At 55.4% G+C, this 16,074-nt stretch carries 13 protein-coding genes; 3 read left to right on the forward strand and 10 right to left on the reverse strand.

Annotation, left to right across the window (positions count from 1 at the left end):
* Positions 1-2: 2 nt before the first annotated feature.
* Positions 3-410 (reverse strand): YkgJ family cysteine cluster protein, encoded by a 408-nt coding sequence (locus RI563_RS01815; protein ID WP_310692633.1) that lies wholly within the window; start codon positions 408-410, stop codon positions 3-5.
* Between the two features lie 92 nt (positions 411-502).
* On the opposite strand from RI563_RS01815, the gene RI563_RS01820 reads away from it, so the two are divergent.
* On the forward strand, positions 503-2,239 hold the full coding sequence (locus RI563_RS01820) for an ATP-binding protein (RefSeq protein WP_310692634.1): 1,737 nt from the start codon (positions 503-505) through the stop codon (positions 2,237-2,239).
* Entirely contained in the window at positions 2,214-3,341 is a 1,128-nt protein-coding gene (locus RI563_RS01825; RefSeq protein WP_310692635.1) for a DUF484 family protein, read from the forward strand. Before RI563_RS01820 ends, RI563_RS01825 begins: the two co-directional genes overlap by 26 nt.
* On the opposite strand, the gene RI563_RS01830 is transcribed toward RI563_RS01825, so the two are convergent.
* The 7 genes from RI563_RS01830 to RI563_RS01860 form a co-directional block, all read right to left on the reverse strand.
* A complete protein-coding gene (locus RI563_RS01830) occupies positions 3,322-3,972 on the reverse strand; it encodes a hypothetical protein (protein WP_310692636.1) in 651 nt (216 codons plus the stop codon). The two genes, RI563_RS01825 and RI563_RS01830, sit on opposite strands and share 20 nt — an antisense overlap.
* Positions 3,973-4,069: 97 nt before the next feature.
* Entirely contained in the window at positions 4,070-4,522 is a 453-nt protein-coding gene (gene dtd, locus RI563_RS01835; protein WP_310692637.1) for a D-aminoacyl-tRNA deacylase, read from the reverse strand.
* The gene (gene pip / locus RI563_RS01840) at positions 4,519-5,475 is read right to left on the reverse strand and encodes a prolyl aminopeptidase (RefSeq protein WP_310692638.1); all 957 of its coding nucleotides are present in this window, start codon (positions 5,473-5,475) and stop codon (positions 4,519-4,521) included. The genes dtd and pip overlap by 4 nt, the downstream gene beginning before the upstream one ends.
* Positions 5,476-5,484: 9 nt before the next feature.
* Entirely contained in the window at positions 5,485-6,042 is a 558-nt protein-coding gene (locus tag RI563_RS01845) for a hypothetical protein (protein WP_310692639.1), read from the reverse strand.
* A gap of 94 nt (positions 6,043-6,136) precedes the next feature.
* Entirely contained in the window at positions 6,137-7,942 is a 1,806-nt protein-coding gene (locus RI563_RS01850; RefSeq protein ID WP_310692640.1) for a GGDEF domain-containing protein, read from the reverse strand.
* 173 nt (positions 7,943-8,115) lie between these two features.
* Positions 8,116-9,930 carry a translational GTPase TypA gene (gene typA / locus RI563_RS01855; RefSeq protein ID WP_310692641.1) on the reverse strand — a complete coding sequence of 605 codons (1,815 nt, stop codon included), beginning with the start codon at positions 9,928-9,930 and terminating at the stop codon, positions 8,116-8,118.
* Positions 9,931-10,223: 293 nt separating this feature from the next.
* On the reverse strand, positions 10,224-10,934 hold the full coding sequence (locus tag RI563_RS01860) for a response regulator transcription factor (RefSeq protein WP_310692642.1): 711 nt from the start codon (positions 10,932-10,934) through the stop codon (positions 10,224-10,226).
* 490 nt (positions 10,935-11,424) lie between these two features.
* On the opposite strand from RI563_RS01860, the gene RI563_RS01865 reads away from it, so the two are divergent.
* Positions 11,425-13,299 carry a putative bifunctional diguanylate cyclase/phosphodiesterase gene (locus RI563_RS01865; RefSeq protein WP_310692643.1) on the forward strand — a complete coding sequence of 625 codons (1,875 nt, stop codon included), beginning with the start codon at positions 11,425-11,427 and terminating at the stop codon, positions 13,297-13,299.
* 350 nt (positions 13,300-13,649) lie between these two features.
* Here RI563_RS01865 and aroG read toward each other — a convergent pair whose 3' ends face one another.
* Together aroG and RI563_RS01875 are read right to left on the reverse strand one after the other, a co-directional pair.
* Positions 13,650-14,714, reverse strand: a complete 1,065-nt coding sequence (gene aroG / locus RI563_RS01870) for a 3-deoxy-7-phosphoheptulonate synthase AroG (protein WP_310692644.1) — start codon at positions 14,712-14,714, stop codon at positions 13,650-13,652.
* A gap of 196 nt (positions 14,715-14,910) precedes the next feature.
* On the reverse strand, positions 14,911-15,744 hold the full coding sequence (locus RI563_RS01875; RefSeq protein ID WP_310692645.1) for a dienelactone hydrolase family protein: 834 nt from the start codon (positions 15,742-15,744) through the stop codon (positions 14,911-14,913).
* Positions 15,745-16,074: the final 330 nt, after the last annotated feature.

Consider the following 16,074-nt stretch of genomic DNA (forward strand, 5'->3'; position numbering starts at 1 on the left):
CACTATGATTTAAACCGCTTATCCCATTTCTTGAAGCGCTTGCGGCAATAATTGTCGAGCTCGGTGTAGGTTTGAAAATAGAACTCAAACCCTTCTTCCGCCGGCGCATCGAATTCGCAGTAATCGTTGCTGTAATCCCGGCAGACCTGCGGCCGGGTCTCATAAATACCGCAGTTGCCATCTTTTTGCAGGTGGTTGCAGCGTGTCATCACTACCAGGAACCAGCCATCCTCATCCTTGTAGGCCTGGATATTCGCGTGAGCCAGTTGCCAGAGCAAATGGTCAAAATCGTCAATGGATCGCGGCGTATCGATCTGCTGGGTGATGTAATTGCAGCACTTGGTGCCAGGGCAGAAGCTGCATTTGTTCTCGGGGGTCAGTTTGACAGGGATTGATTGCTTGACGGACATTCTGAAATACCATTAATTTTGTATTGAAACTACCATAAAAAGCCGGTCATACTGGCACGGATGGTCCAGGAAAGCCTTCCAGGGAATGATATATGCTACAAAAACAACTCGACCATTTTGTCGCCTATCTGAAAACCACACGCATGTGGTCCAACCCGGATTTCAGTCAGGCTGTCGCCCGGCTGGTCATCTGGATCTTTGCCTTTGTCCATATCGGCGCCGGTATTCACACCGGTTATTATCCGGATAACACCTCCCAGTACTATCTGTTCGCGACATTTTTCCTGATCTACACCCTGACCGTGCTGATCAGTGTCTTTGTCTATCCGGATTCGCGCCTGCGTCCCTACGTTACCATCCCGCTGGACATCGTCGCCATCAGCACAGCCATGATCGTAACCGATGCCGGCCCCTTCAGTCCCTATTTTCTGTTCTATCCCTGGATTTATATAGGCTACGGGGTTCGCTACGGCCGCGGGGAATTGTTCTCCGCGACCGCGGCCAGTCTGGTCGCCTTTTTGTCAATCCTGGTTTATAGCGACACCTGGCATTCCCATTATATCGATGCAATCGCATATATCATCTTTCTCATGGCACTACCATTTTACCTTAATGTCATGATTGGCCGGATCAAAACTGCGCGCATGGAAGCCGACAAGGCCAACCGCGCCAAAAGTGAATTCCTCGCCACCATGAGCCATGAAATACGCACGCCCATGAGCGGCATCATCGGCATGACCGAACTGCTTGACAAAACGGACCTGAACGATAAACAGCGCGAGTATGTCACCAATCTGAAAGAAGCCTCTACCACCCTGCACTCGATCATCAATGACGTACTGGATCTGTCCAAGGTCGAGGCCGGAAAATATAATTTTAAGCATACCCGCTTTAATCTGGAGGCCGTTTGTCACGGCGTCACTAATATTTTTTCTCCTTCCGCGGCGGAAAAGGATATCAGCATCGAATGTGATGTCGATGAGTCACTTCCACACTATTTCATCGGGGATCCAAACCGGCTACGCCAGATTCTTTTGAATCTGATCAGCAATGCGATAAAATATACTGAGCAGGGCAGTGTCCATGTACACGTCACCCAGCGCCGGCGTCAGGATGCAGTCTATCTGGTGCATTTTGAGGTCAGGGATACCGGGATAGGCATCGAAAAATCAAAGCTGACCCATATTTTTGATCCTTTTTATCAATGCCATAATGAACATCCCGCGCAGAAATCCGGCACGGGACTGGGAACCACTATCTCTTATAATCTGGTCGTCGCCATGGGCGGCAGAATGGGCGTCACGAGTCGTCCCGGAGAAGGAACCTGTTTCTGGTTTGGTCTGCCACTCGAGGCTGCCGATGATCAGCAGCAGAGTTCGGACAACGAGCCTGTTACCCGGCCTGTTGAAACGGAAAAAACCAATCTGCATGTTCTGCTTGCCGAGGACAGTGAAATCAATGCCAAAGTCATCACCACCTTCCTGCGCATGGACGGACATCAGGTAACGCATGTTACGGATGGCGACCAGGCATTGCGTAGCCTGATTAAAACTCCATTTGATCTCGTTCTGATGGACATGCGCATGCCGGGTCTCAATGGTATCGAGGTCACCCGTGCCTGGCGCAAGCAGGAACCGGAGGGCCAGCATACCCCCATTATTGCACTGACCGCCAATGCTACTACCGAGGACAGAAAAAAATCTCTGGCTGCCGGGATGGATCATTTTCTGGCCAAACCGGTCGGTCACGACACATTGCAGGCAGTAATTAACACCTTTTTTGAAACATCAACGGATGAGAGTCATGAGCAACAACGCTCTGCTCGATGAAAATCGCCAGTTACGGCGAAAACTCAAGGCCTACGAGGCGAACGCCAGCCGCAACGAACAGAAGCTGCGTCGTTTCCAGGATCATGAGCTGCGCTTTATCAGCGCCAGTGGTGTACATGAATTACTGGTAGCCATCTTCAACGAATACCGTGACGAATTTCGCCTTGATGCTCTCACACTATTATTGATCGATCCCGAATACGAGATCCGTCGCGTGATGGAGAATCTCGACATCACAGCCCACAGCCACCCGGATCTGTTATTTGTTGAAGATGCCGCACCGCTGCAAGCCTATTTTAATGAGCACTTCCATCCCCGACTTGGCAGCTGTAACGAATCCTGTTATCAGTTTCTGTTTCCCAATACCGGCACACTGCCTTCGTGCATGGCCCTGTTTCCCCTGGTACGTCAGGGAAAACTCATTGGTAGCCTGAATATCGGCAGTTACGAACCGCAACGCTATATTCAGGGTGTCGCTACCGACTTTCTTGAGCGACTGGCGGCGATCGTCGCCGTTTGCCTGGAAAGTGCCATCAATAGTGAAAAACTCAAGTTACTGGGTCTGCTCGATCCCTTGACCGGGGTGCACAACCGGCGCTATTTCGACGAACGCCTTGAGGAAGAGACCGATCGCAGCCTGCGCGAGCAGGCCGAGCTAAGCTGTCTGTTTCTGGATATCGATCACTTCAAGCAGTTCAATGACAATCACGGTCATCATATCGGCGATCTGGTCTTGCGTGATGTAGCAACACTGATAAAGCGACAGATGCGTTCCAGCGATGTAATGGCCCGCTTTGGCGGGGAGGAATTTGCCGCCCTGCTGGTACGTACGGATAAACACGAGGCCATGGACATCGCCGAGCGCATTCGTGCATCGATTGCCCGGCATCAGCCGCATGATGCAGATGGTCAGCCATTACACATCACCATCTCCATCGGTTGTGCCAGCCTGGCCGGCAACCCGGATGTAGCGGCCCAGTCTGCCGCACACCATTTGCTACAACAGGCCGACAAGGCGTTGTACCGGGCCAAGCAATCCGGACGTAACCGTATTGATTACTCCCTCGCAGAAACGTCCGATCTCAGGAATCGATCTGCCTGAGTAAAGGCTGACGCACCCGCTCGAAATCCCTGGGGGCGACATACTGCAGCAGTTCCTTGCCATCATCGTCCAGAAGCAGGTCCAGCCCCTTATCCGGATAGAGCCAGTGACGCTTGCCTTCCTCCAGGGGGATAATGTCATCAGGCAATCCGAATCGCTGGCGGATCATCTCCTCGTCAAGATTCGTATACGGTATATAACTCAAGGCACTGATCGCCATGCTGCCCAACTGCTCACGATCCGCTGGTGCCATGCGATAGCGCCGGGCGCCGCTTTCCATCCGTTTGCTACCGGTGGCTCGTTGCTTGATCGCCTGCAATTGCGACGGTGGGGCGTCAAGCAGCAGAATAAATTTACCGCTAAGCCCGCCCAGGGTCACTTCGTTGAAATAGATCTCCAGCGATAAACTGCCATCCGGGTTTTCGAACAGACCTTCGTCATAACGTGTACCGAGAACCGCCCGGGCACTTTCAAGGGTAGTATGGTTAAACTGGATACCGAAAACACGACTGCTACCATCGGGCAGGCGGGTAATCTGCCAGGGATAGATCTGTTCAGTCGGTGGCGTCTGCTGTTCACAACCGACCACAAACAATAAAACAAATAGGGCAACCCAGAGTTTGTACATCATTTATCACCATTAATTTAGTCGCAGCTTCACGATCCCGGTCCACGCGCACAGGACTGTCGGGCACAATGCCGCCATCGACAAGGCGGCTTGTCATGGATTATTCCGCGTCGGGCGGAACCTGAAGCCAGAAAGTAACCGGCCCGTCATTGACAAGGCTGACCTGCATATCCGCGCCAAAACGTCCCGCAGCGACCGGGGCATGTTGCTGCCGGGCCTGTGCCAGCAACAGGTTGAACAGCCGCTCGCCCTCGTCAGGCGCTGCGGCCCGACTGAAACTCGGGCGCATCCCCTTGCGGGTATCCGCCGCGAGGGTGAATTGCGGCACCAGCAGCAGGCCACCACCGGTATCGCGCAATCCCAGATTCATTTTACCCTGCGCATCGGCAAATATCCGGTAGCCCAGCAGGCGTTGCAAAAGCCGCTCGACCCGGGGCTCGGTGTCACCCTGCTCAATACCGATTAACGCCAGCAGACCGGGACCAATCTCGCCGGTCAGCTCCTCCCGGACATGCACCGCGGCCGTGGTCACACGCTGGATCAGGGCAATCATGCCGGAGCAAGTTCGTCGGCCATGTTGCGGGTTGCCCGCACCAGGGCGTCGACCATGCCCGGTTCCGAGGCCGCATGACCGGCATCGGCAATGATCGACAACTCCGCACGTGGCCAGGCACGATGCAGTTGCCAGGCACTTTCCAGCGGACAGATCATGTCATAACGGCCGTGCACGATATAGCCGGGGATGTCCTTGAGACGCCCGGCATCCTCCAGGATCTGGTTATCGCGCAAAAACGCGTTATGCATAAAATAGTGAGCTTCGATCCGGGCCAGGCTGAGCGCGGTATGGATATCCCCGAAATGGTTCAACACCCCTTTGCTGGGTCGCAGCGTCGCCGCGCGCCCTTCCCACAAGGACCAGGACTTGGCCGCTGTCAGCCGGGCAATATCGTCATTGCCGGTCAGGCGCTGGTAATAGGCACCCAGCATGTCGTTACGTTCTTCCGGTGGGATCGGCCGCAGGTACTCTTCCCAGTAATCGGGAAATATGCGGTGCGCACCGTGCTGATAAAACCACTGGATTTCCTCAGATCGGCACAAAAAGATACCGCGCAGGATGAGTCCAAGCACCCGTTCGGGATGGGCTTCGGCGTAAACCAGAGAGAGGGTTGAACCCCAGGAACCGCCGAACAGGACCCACTGTTCGATGCCAAGATACTCGCGCAGCGCCTCCATGTCCGCCATCAGTGCCTGGGTGGTGTTGTTTTCCAGCGACGCGTGCGGGGTGGAATGTCCCGCACCGCGCTGGTCGAACAATATGATGCGGTATTTTTCCGGATCAAAAAATTGCCGATGATAGGCCTCACATCCGGAACCCGGCCCACCGTGGACGAACAGCACGGGAATGCCCTCGGGACTACCGCACTCCTCCACATGCAGGATGTGCGGCGCCTCGACGGCAAAGCTGTGCGTTACATAGGGCTTGATCGCCGGATAGAGGTTCTCCACTCGGTCGTCCTAGTCCTTCACCGGTTCGCCCCGATAGCCCATGGCGGCGGCAATGCCGGCCAGAGCCAGACCGATCAGGATCAGAAACGGACCAATCCCGGTGTTCAGGATCGTATTGGCCCAGCCCAGACCAAAGACAGTCCCCAGATAGAGCATGCCCGAATGCAGCAGCGCGCCGGCAATGAAAATCCAGCTGATCACCTGCTTGAAGATGACATTCACCGCCAGAAAACCGAGCACCACGCCGACAGCAATATTCAGCAACGATTCAAGGTTGCCGTGGGCGTGCGCACCGCCCTTGATGCCGTCGATCTCACTTTCCAGGTTCAGCAATTTGTTGAGCGACAGGACGCCGGCTGTATTGGCCTTCGCAATTTCTTCGCCACTGAGTGGTTCCAGCATCTCCTCGAAATCATTGGTCTGCAGCTGCTGCAGACGGCCAACGGAGGCCTGCTTGTCCTGTACCGCCGCGCCATAGGCTTCATATTTGTCAACCATGACAAGGCCCAGTGCCGCGGTAAAAACCAGATAAATAAAACCGAAAACGATATTCTTTTTACCAACCATGACCGCCTCCTTGTGCTACTTGCTTTTTATTGATGGGCATCCATCATAAAGCCTTCACCAGACGGCGCCAAGGTGTCACAAGGGGAAATACGACTTAACTGCCGGGGCGACGTCGACGATCGACAAAAATTCGGCTGCCCTGAAGTGCTTTGGCCTCCCGCTTGGCAGCGGTCGCCATGGCGGCAATATCATGGTGAGAATAGCAATACTCGATGTCCGGCAAGACCAGCCCGATAGAGACGGTCAGCAAGGGAAAGAAACTTTCCTGGCCCTGTCGATTCCGGGCCCGAATTCCTGCGGCTTGCTGGTCATCCACACTGTAAAAGCGGGGAACCCGGCTATGAAAATCCTGCTGGATATTACTGCAGATCTTTTGCCAGTCGTCGCTTTGCAGAATCAGAATAAAGTCATCGCCGCCGATATGGCCGACAAAATCCTGCTTTGCATCGGTCTGCTCCACCATCACCGTAGCCAGACATTGCAATACCTCATCGCCCGCCGCATAACCGTAAACATCATTGAATGGCTTGAAGTTATCCAGATCACAATAGGCCACCGCAAATGTAGCTTTTTGCCTGATCAGATCGTCCAGTAGTTCGTAGATAGGTACGTTGCCAGGCAACAGTGTCAGTGGATTGGCATAACGGGCATTGCGGATCTGAAGATCCGTAATTTTACGCAACAGATCGACGACCCGGCCAATACCGAGCAACTTTTGACCTTCCGTGATGATAAAATCATCTTCCAGGCGAACCTGCATGCTGTCAGTAACAAGCTGACTGACTTCCTCTATCCGCATGTTCTGTTCCACTACAACCGGATCCTGGTCCATAAACCGGGCAATCGGTTTGCGTCCATATAATTCCCTGCCATACCGACTTGAAGCATATATATCCATTAGTTTAGACCGACGCACCATGCCGACAGGGTGGTTCTGTTCATCGATAATCGGCAGGGAATGCAGACTCGAAGTAGAGTGGAACAGGTCTACTACCTGATCCAGACTCGCGGATGGTGGCAGGGATGGGACATTACGCAAAATACTGGCCACGGTTTCGGAGAGCCGGGCAATTCCCATCCGTACAGCCCCACCCCGAACACAATCACACAACAGGTGCTCAATACTGGTCACCGGGGTTGGCGCGGGCCGGGCGAAATAATATCCTTGCCCGAGAATAATTCCCATATCACAAATTGTTCGATACTCTTCCTGGGTTTCGATACCTTCGGCAATCACCTTGCACTCCAGCCCCCGGGCAATATCCAGAATCGAGCGAACAAACTCTTTTTTGACCGGGTCCTCGTTAATTCCCTGGATAAAGTGGCGGTCAATCTTGACGTAGTCGGGACGCAATTCGGACCACATGCGCAGACCCGCATAACCCGCCCCGAAATCGTCAATTGCAATCTCAAAACCCATGGAACGATAGTAATGCAGCGCTTCACGTAACAGTTCGTAATCATCCAGCGGATGTTGTTCGGTCAGCTCGATGACTACCGATTCGGGACTGATACCCAGCCGCCGCAGGCTAGCCAGCGTCTTACCATGCGGATGGTCCGCATCGAGTAGCACGGCAGGTGCACAGTTGATAAACAGCTTGCCCCTGAGCATCAGCCGATGGAACTGTTCGATAATGAACTGCCGGCAGGCCAGATCCAGCTCGCTCAAATGTCCCCATTGGCTGGCGAATTCAAACAGCGACTGTGGGTTGTGAAACACACTGGCCGAGGGCCCCCGAATCAGTCCTTCATGACCGATAATACGTTGTTGCTCCAGATCGATAATCGGCTGATACAACGAGGCAAAGCGGGATTGCTCCACAATTTCGACAAACTCCGCCAGCAGGGCAGGTTCCGGTTTGAGGGCAGAAGAATCGGTTGAGGTGACAGAAACAGGCATCAGCAATCTGGTCGGGTGAACCACGCCCCGGGACGGTGCGTGCAAAATCTCACGCTAACTCTAGATTGCCGGTATGACAGCCGGATGACAGCGGACCAGGAAGATTTCTGGAATACACCGCACCCGGGATTGGCAGGTACCCCGCAGGTGCGGGCGTACCCGGCTCACTTCATTTAGCTGGCGCGTGCCGCCTTTTTGCGCTCGTGCTCCTTGAGGAACTTCTTGCGCAGACGGATATGATTGGGGGTCACCTCCACCAGCTCATCGTCGTCGATAAACTCCAGCGCCTGCTCCAGGGTGAGCTTGATCGGCGGGGTCAGCACGATGTTCTCGTCCGTTCCCGCGGCGCGGACGTTGGTGAGCTGCTTGGCCTTGAGCGGGTTGACCACCAGATCGTTATCGCGCGAATGGATGCCGATGATCATGCCTTCGTAGACATCGGTGCCGTGACCGATAAACATCCGTCCGCGTTCCTGCAGGTTGTACAGGGCGTAAGCAAGCGCCTTGCCATTGGCGTTGGCGATCAGCACGCCGTTGGTGCGCTGGCCGAAATCGCCGCTGCGCAGCGGGCCGTAGTGATCGAAGACACTGTAAAGCAGACCGGTGCCCTGGGTGGCGGTGAGAAACTCGGTGCGAAAGCCGATCAGCCCGCGCGAGGGAATAATAAAGTCGAGCCGCACCCGACCCTTGCCGTCGGGCGCCATGCTGTTCAGTTCGGCGCCGCGCTGGCCAAGTTTTTCCATCACCCCGCCCTGGTGCTGCTCCTCCACATCCACGGTCAGCTGCTCGTAAGGCTCATGACGCTGGCCATCCACCTCGCGGTAGATGACCTCGGGACGGGAAACACCCAGCTCGTACCCTTCACGGCGCATGTTCTCGATCAGGATCGACAGATGCAGTTCGCCGCGACCGGAGACCCGGAACTTGTCCGGATCCCCGGTCGGCTCGACGCGCAGGGCGACGTTATGGATCAATTCCCGCTCCAGGCGCTCCTGGATCTGGCGCGAGGTGACGAACTTGCCATCCTGGCCGGCGAAGGGCGAGTTGTTGACCACGAACATCACGCTCACGGTCGGCTCGTCCACCAGCAGGGCCGGCAGGGCCTCGACATTGGCCGGATCACACAGGGTGTCGGAGATATTCATGCCGTCGATGCCGGTGATGGCAACGATGTCCCCGGCCTGGGCCTCGGGCACCTCGTGACGTTCCAGGCCCAGAAAGCCCAGCACCTGCTGGACCCGGCCGTTACGCCGCTTGCCGTGGCGATCCACGATCACCACGTTGGTGTTGGTGCGCAGCTTGCCGCGGGTGATGCGGCCGATACCGATAACCCCCACATAGCTGTTGTAATCGAGCTGGCTGATCTGCATCTGCAGCGGGGCATCGGGATCCACATCGGGATAATTGACCCGATCGACGATAGTCTGGAACAGCGGGGTCATATCGCCGTCGCGCACCGCCGAATCCAGGCCGGCATAGCCGTTCAGCGCCGAGGCATAGACCACCGGAAAATCGAGCTGCTCGTCGGAAGCGCCCAGGCGGTCGAACAGATCGAAAGTCTGATCCAGCACCCAGTCGGGGCGCGCGCCGGGGCGGTCGATCTTGTTAATCACCACGATCGGCTTGAGGCCGCGGGCCAGGGCTTTCTCGGTGACGAAGCGGGTCTGGGGCATGGGGCCGTCCACCGCATCCACCAGCAGCAGCACCGAGTCGACCATCGACAGCACCCGCTCCACCTCGCCGCCGAAATCGGCATGGCCGGGGGTGTCGACGATGTTGATCCGATAATCCCCCCACTTGATAGCGGTGTTTTTGGCCAGGATGGTGATGCCGCGCTCTTTTTCCAGATCGTTGGAGTCCATGATCCGCTCCTGCACCTCTCCCCGGCTCTCCAGCGTGCCGGACTGGGCCAGCAGCTTGTCCACCAGGGTGGTCTTACCATGGTCAACGTGGGCAATAATGGCGATGTTGCGCAGATTCTCGATCACAAAAGTTCTCCAACGGGGCCCGCAGGGGGCGACAAAAGGGGCGCATTATACTAGAACTGGCGGAAAAACAGGCAGGATATTTCAGTCCCGGGGACGATTTCATCGCCTTCGGACGGGTCAGGGGCCGCGGCGGTGGTACCGAAAACCACCGGACACACTGAAGTCACTGAATACACTGAGAAAAGTTTCGACGGGTATCGCGATTCACAGTCGCCGATCTCAGCGACTTCGGTGAGTCCGGTTGGCCATTACCCCGGGGACTGCTCCACCGGCGCTGTGACAGCGGGAAGCCCTCAGCCGGCGGCGGAGCCCTGTTCTTCGGGGGAAATCTGCTCCAGCCGGTAGCCCTGGTGGTAGATGGAGCTCAGGCGCCAGCCCTGCTCGGGAAACAGTTCCAGTTTCTTGCGAATCCGGCTCATATGGGTATCCACAGTGCGGGTATTGAGACTGGCATCATAGCCCCAGACCGAGGAGAGGATGTGGTCACGGGAGAGCAGGCGTCCGACATTATGGAAAATCAGGGTCACCAGCTTGAACTCCTTTTCAGTCAGTTTCACCGGCTCGCCATGGCGGGTAATCAGGCGGGATTCCTGATCGATTTTAAATTCATTGAGCGTCAGCACATCCTGCGGGTTCGCCTTGTGCGAGCGGCGTGTGACGGCATTGATACGAGCCAGTAACACCGGCTGGTGAATCGGCTTGACCAGGTAGTCATCGGCGCCCTGGTTAAGCATTCTGACCATATCCTCCTCGGAATCCCGGGCGGTCACGAAAACGATGGGGGTGTCCCACTCGGGCTGGCGCTTCAGGCGCGCAAGCACCTCTTCGCCGGACAGATTTGGCAAAAACCAGTCCAGCAGTACCACATCGAAGCTCTCGTTTCTGGCCTGACGGAGAAAATCCTGTCCTTCCTGATAGCTGAGGCATTCATGTCCTGCCTCTTGCAGCCACAGGGAGAGCAGTTCCGCCATAGCCGGATCATCTTCCACCAGCGCGATACGCACGGTTACCCAACCCCCAAACGCTAATTAACCCAAACTGTTTTTTTTATATCCAGACAGCCATTTGTCGTTATATCCAGGCACTCACTTGCCTGACACATTCAATCAATTATTTTATATGTATATAGCAGATTTGCACTGGCCATGCCAAGATTGACCCGCTATAGCGAGAAGATCCCCCGCAATGTGACAAACGTCACCCGTTGAGTTCATTTTTAACTAATCGGCCCGAATGACCAAGCTCAACGGTTAGGTATGAGCTATAAAATATAGTTTCCGACTCAATGCGGAAAAAACCAAACGACCACGGTAGCGGTCTGTCGGCACCGGTTCCCCTGTACCGACAGCGACATCACAGAAGATATTAATAATGTTATTATTGGCCTGCTGCCTGGACAATCAGGGTCGCACCATCCTGGCGCGGCGCCTTTGCCGCCTGTTCGCCCGGCATCCTGGCCAATACCAGTACAGGGAAGGACCCAAATAACTCATCATGAGTCTCGGCCATAAACTTTTTCTCGGATTCATCAGCGCTGCGCTGTTCGGTATAACCCTGTTTGGCTACATTACCTATCAGGCTACCCGCACTGCCCAGCTGGATGAACTCAACCATTCCACTTCCGCCGGCGCCAGACAACTGGCTGCCATGGTCAGCGGCCTGGAACTTGTCGAGATTCGCACCCTGCTCGAACGGGCCGAACAGCATCAGCCAGTGCCGGACTATAATCTGCTGGTGACCGACACGCGGAAAAATGTTCTGTTCAGGTCTGTAGAGCAGAACATCGATACCCAAACGCTTCGACATATTCTTGACAGTAGCGTCAATCAAGGCCACATCGACACCGGCGAGCACTACCTGCTCTGGTCCAGACAGGTGGTACCGGACAGCTCACTTTCCTTTTACCTGTTACGCCGGGTCGAAAAAGACGGTTTTACCGCTTTTTTGAAAAGCTCCGGTCTCCCTCTGGCCATTGCCAGTCTTATTCTGCTGTTGCTGGCCTTATGGGGCGCGATGATCCTGACCTCGCTTTACCAGCGACTTGAGCGCCAGCGTCAGGAGCTGAAACACCAGACCCTGCATGACGGCCTGACCGGTTTGCCGAACCGGACTTTTCTGGTAGAGCAGACCGAGCAACGTTTGGCACGCAATCTGCCGGAAGGCGAATGTATCGCCCTGGTCATTGTAGATATAAACCGCCTCAAGGAAATCAATGACACGCTTGGCCATTATGCCGGAGATACGTTGCTTTGCCAGTTTGCCGATCGACTGCGCGACGCCATCCGATCCGACGATATCCTGGCACGCATTGTCAGTGATGAGTTCGCCCTGCTGCTGGACGGGGTCTCACAACAGGCTGTACTGGCCACGACCACGCGAATTCAGGAAAGCCTGAGCGAGGGTTTTTTACTCGAGGGTCACGAATTTTATCTGGGCGCCAGTATTGGCGTGGCATTTTATCCTGAACATGCCCTGGACGCGATCAACCTGATTCGCCACGGCGAAATGGCCATGTACGCGGCCAAACGTATCGGGACCGGCATCGCGATTTATGATGAAACGCACAATACCAGCACGCTGGAACAGCTCAAACTGGTCAACGATCTGCGCACCGATCTGGAAAACCGGAATATTCAGCTCTATTTCCAGCCCAAGGTGGATCTCAACAGCGAACAGTCTGTCAGCCTGGAAGCACTGGCTCGCTGGGAACACCCCGACCATGGCTATATCGCTACCAGCCGGTTCATTCATATCGCCGAAAATACCGGCCTGATCAATCCGCTGACCTGGTGGGTGATGGAGGAGGCACTTCGAACCAGCTGTCTGTTACTGAAAGAGGGGATTGATCTGAAAATGGCGATCAACCTGTCGGTCTGGAACCTGCAGGATCCTGATATCGTCGACCATTTACGCCAGCTGCTCGAACAGTATCGTGTCGAACCCTCCCGTATCATGCTCGAGATCACTGAAACCGCCATGATGGTAAACCATAAACGCGCCCTGCATACCCTGCATCAGCTACATGGTCTCGGTATTCGCTTCTCAATTGATGATTTTGGAACCGGCTATTCATCCATGGCCTATCTCAAGCGTCTGCCAATCAGTGAGGTCAAAATTGACAAGAGTTTTATCAAGTCAATGGACAGACAACCGGGTGATTCGTCGATGGTACGCGCTATCATCGATCTTTCTCACGATCTGGGTTTGACGGTGGTCGGTGAAGGAGTCGAAAGCCGCGAAATTGCCGATATTCTGCGCGAACTCGGCTGCGATCAGGCGCAGGGCAGCTACTATGGCGATGCGCTGCCGTTCGATGAATTACTCAAATGGCTGGCGCGGGAACGCCAGCACAATCAGCAATCAGGATAGGCGGGAAGTTGCAGGTCAGGTTGCGCGCAGCACTACCTGGCATTTTATCTATCGGACTATTTTTACCACGAAGACACTAAGCCTCGAAGTAGATTAATTTTTAGTGCCTTTTGAATCCAGGTTTTTATAAAAATCTATTCGGATTATTTTCGCGAGCTATCTATTTCAAGACTCGCGAGTAATAACCTCTCGTATGAGGAGAATTAAAACTACAAGGATCTCGCAAAAACGCCAGGACGCAGAGAAACAGCCTGTTTAATCCTCTGCGGCTCAGCGCCTCTGCGAGAGTCAAATATTTTCTGGCATGGGAGCGCCAGCGCGACTCGCTGCCGGGTGCCGGAAGTCCGTATTCAGGCGGCTTTGTGCTTGCGCCGCTGGCGCACCGCATTGGCCAGTTCCCGGAGCAGTTCCTCACTCTCTTCCCAGCCGATACAGGCATCAGTAATGCTCTGACCATAAACCAGTGACTTGTCATCCTCGACATCCTGGCGCCCGCCAATCAGATGACTTTCGATCATCGCGCCCATAATACGCTGATCGCCGTCGGCAATTTGACCGGCGACATCACGGCCCACATCAAGCTGACGCATATGCTGCTTCTGGCTGTTGGCATGGCTGAAGTCGATCATCACTTTCTCCTCCAGCCCGGCTTCCCCCAGTTCCTGGCAGGCCACGTCAATACTGGCTGTATCGTAATTGGGCTGCTTGCCGCCGCGCAAAATGATGTGACAATCCTCGTTCCCGGTGGTGGCGAAAATGGCCGAATGGCCCGCCTTGGTCAGTGACAGGAAATTGTGCGGCTGGCTGGCGGCGCGGATCGCGTCGATAGCGATCTTGAGCGTGCCGTCCGTGCCATTCTTGAAACCGACCGGACAGGAAAGGCCGGAGGCCAGTTCGCGATGTACCTGGCTTTCGGTGGTACGCGCGCCGATCGCGCCCCAGCTGACCAGATCGGCGATGTACTGCGGCGTAATCAGATCCAGAAATTCGGTACCGGCCGGCACCCCGAGGTTGTTCACATCCAGCAACAGCTTGCGCGCCAGATGCAGCCCCTTGTTGATGTTGAAGCTCTCGTCCAGATCGGGGTCATTGATCAGACCTTTCCAACCGACAGTGGTGCGCGGCTTTTCGAAATAGACCCGCATGACGATGAGCAGGTCCTCACCCAGCTCCTCCCGCATCGCCTTCAGACGCCCGGCGTATTCGACCGCCGCCTCCGGATCATGGACCGAGCACGGGCCAATGATCACCAGAATGCGGTCGTCACGGCCCCGCAGAATATTATGGATCGCGGTACGGGTCTCGAAGATGATTTTCGAGGCAGCATCGGTCATCGGACAATCGCCATGCAGCTGCACCGGCGGAATGACCTCCTTGAGCGCGGTAATCCGCAGATCGTCGGTTCTGTATTTCATATTCATAACTGCCAATTCTAACGTAATCGGGACAGAAAATGTTCATCTCGTCGGCCTGATCCGCGGCCTTCCCTCTGGCGTGCTACCCGGGGAGCTGAGCAGAAAAACAGCGAAGACACCGGATCAAGACGTGTCTCACTGACCGCCAGCATATTAGTTCGGTGTCTGTTCAGTGCCGTCGGTGCCCCCCGGCGGACTAATCCGTCCCCAGATGCCGGCGCATGAAATCGGCCGCACGCTGGATGGCATCCTTCGAGGCCAGATCGTCGGCGAAGGTACGTACACTCTCGGGACGAAAATCAAACCCCCGCCCGACGCCCGGATAGACAATCAGGCGCGCGGGTTTACCGTCTTTTTGCAGGGATTCCACGCTGCTTTCAATAACCCGCCGGCGCTGATACTGCTCATCCTCGCCGATAAAGACCAGCACGGGGATTTCCAGCTGATCGACTTCCTCGGCAAACCCGTAGACCTGCAGCGGCTCCGGCGCGTTGGGATCCTGCAAGTGCGGATAATAGGACACATAACAGGCCACCTCTGACTTCTGACGCGCGAAAGTGGTTGCCACCTTCAGCGTGTAATACCCGCCCCGGGTATGGGAGTAAAGACAGATCCGGTCACTGCTGATGTCCTCGCGCGACAGCAGGGCGTCGACGCCGCGGTTGACGTCCGCCTCCAGCTCATAATCGTGTTCGATCGGATGGGTACCGATAAAATGGGCCTGGTAAATATCCGGCGCCAGCACCACAAAGCCCCGGGCCGCCAGTCGCTTGACGTGACGCCGGATCAGTTCATCCAGTCCGCGCCGGCCGTGCTGGAACAACACCGCCGGAAACTTGCCGGCCTGTTTCGGTCGCGCCAGCATCGCGGGGATCGTCACCCCGTTGCTTTCATAACTGTACTCTTCGACCTCAACGTCATAATTGCGCGGCGCCTCGATCAGCCCCTCGTTCCACCAGGCCTCACTCCACCACAACTCTTTCGCGATCCCGGACTCATCATGCGCCCCGACCGTCTGCACGAGAGCCATTAATATCAGGCCTGTTAAATACCGCATTACATCTTCTCCACGTCTCAATGCTATTCTCGTAAAGCGGGCGATCTTAGCGCGCCGGGTAGCGAAGGTAAATCTTCTCTTTTATTCAACAGACTGGAAATAACGCAAAGAACGCGGAGGCGCAAAGGACGCAAAGTAAATACCGTTAATGAGGTTTAATATGGTGGCAGCCTTACTGTCAGTTCACAACACTAAAGGCAGAATACTTTTATAAAATCACTTCTTTGCGTTCTCCGCGTCTTTGTTGCGCGATGTACAGGGATGTACAAGTGTCGCGGGAGGCAGGATGCCGGGAGCGACCCT

Origin of the sequence: Thiohalophilus sp. (assembly GCF_031581315.1) — a bacterium.
GTDB lineage: Bacteria > Pseudomonadota > Gammaproteobacteria > UBA6429 > Thiohalophilaceae > Thiohalophilus.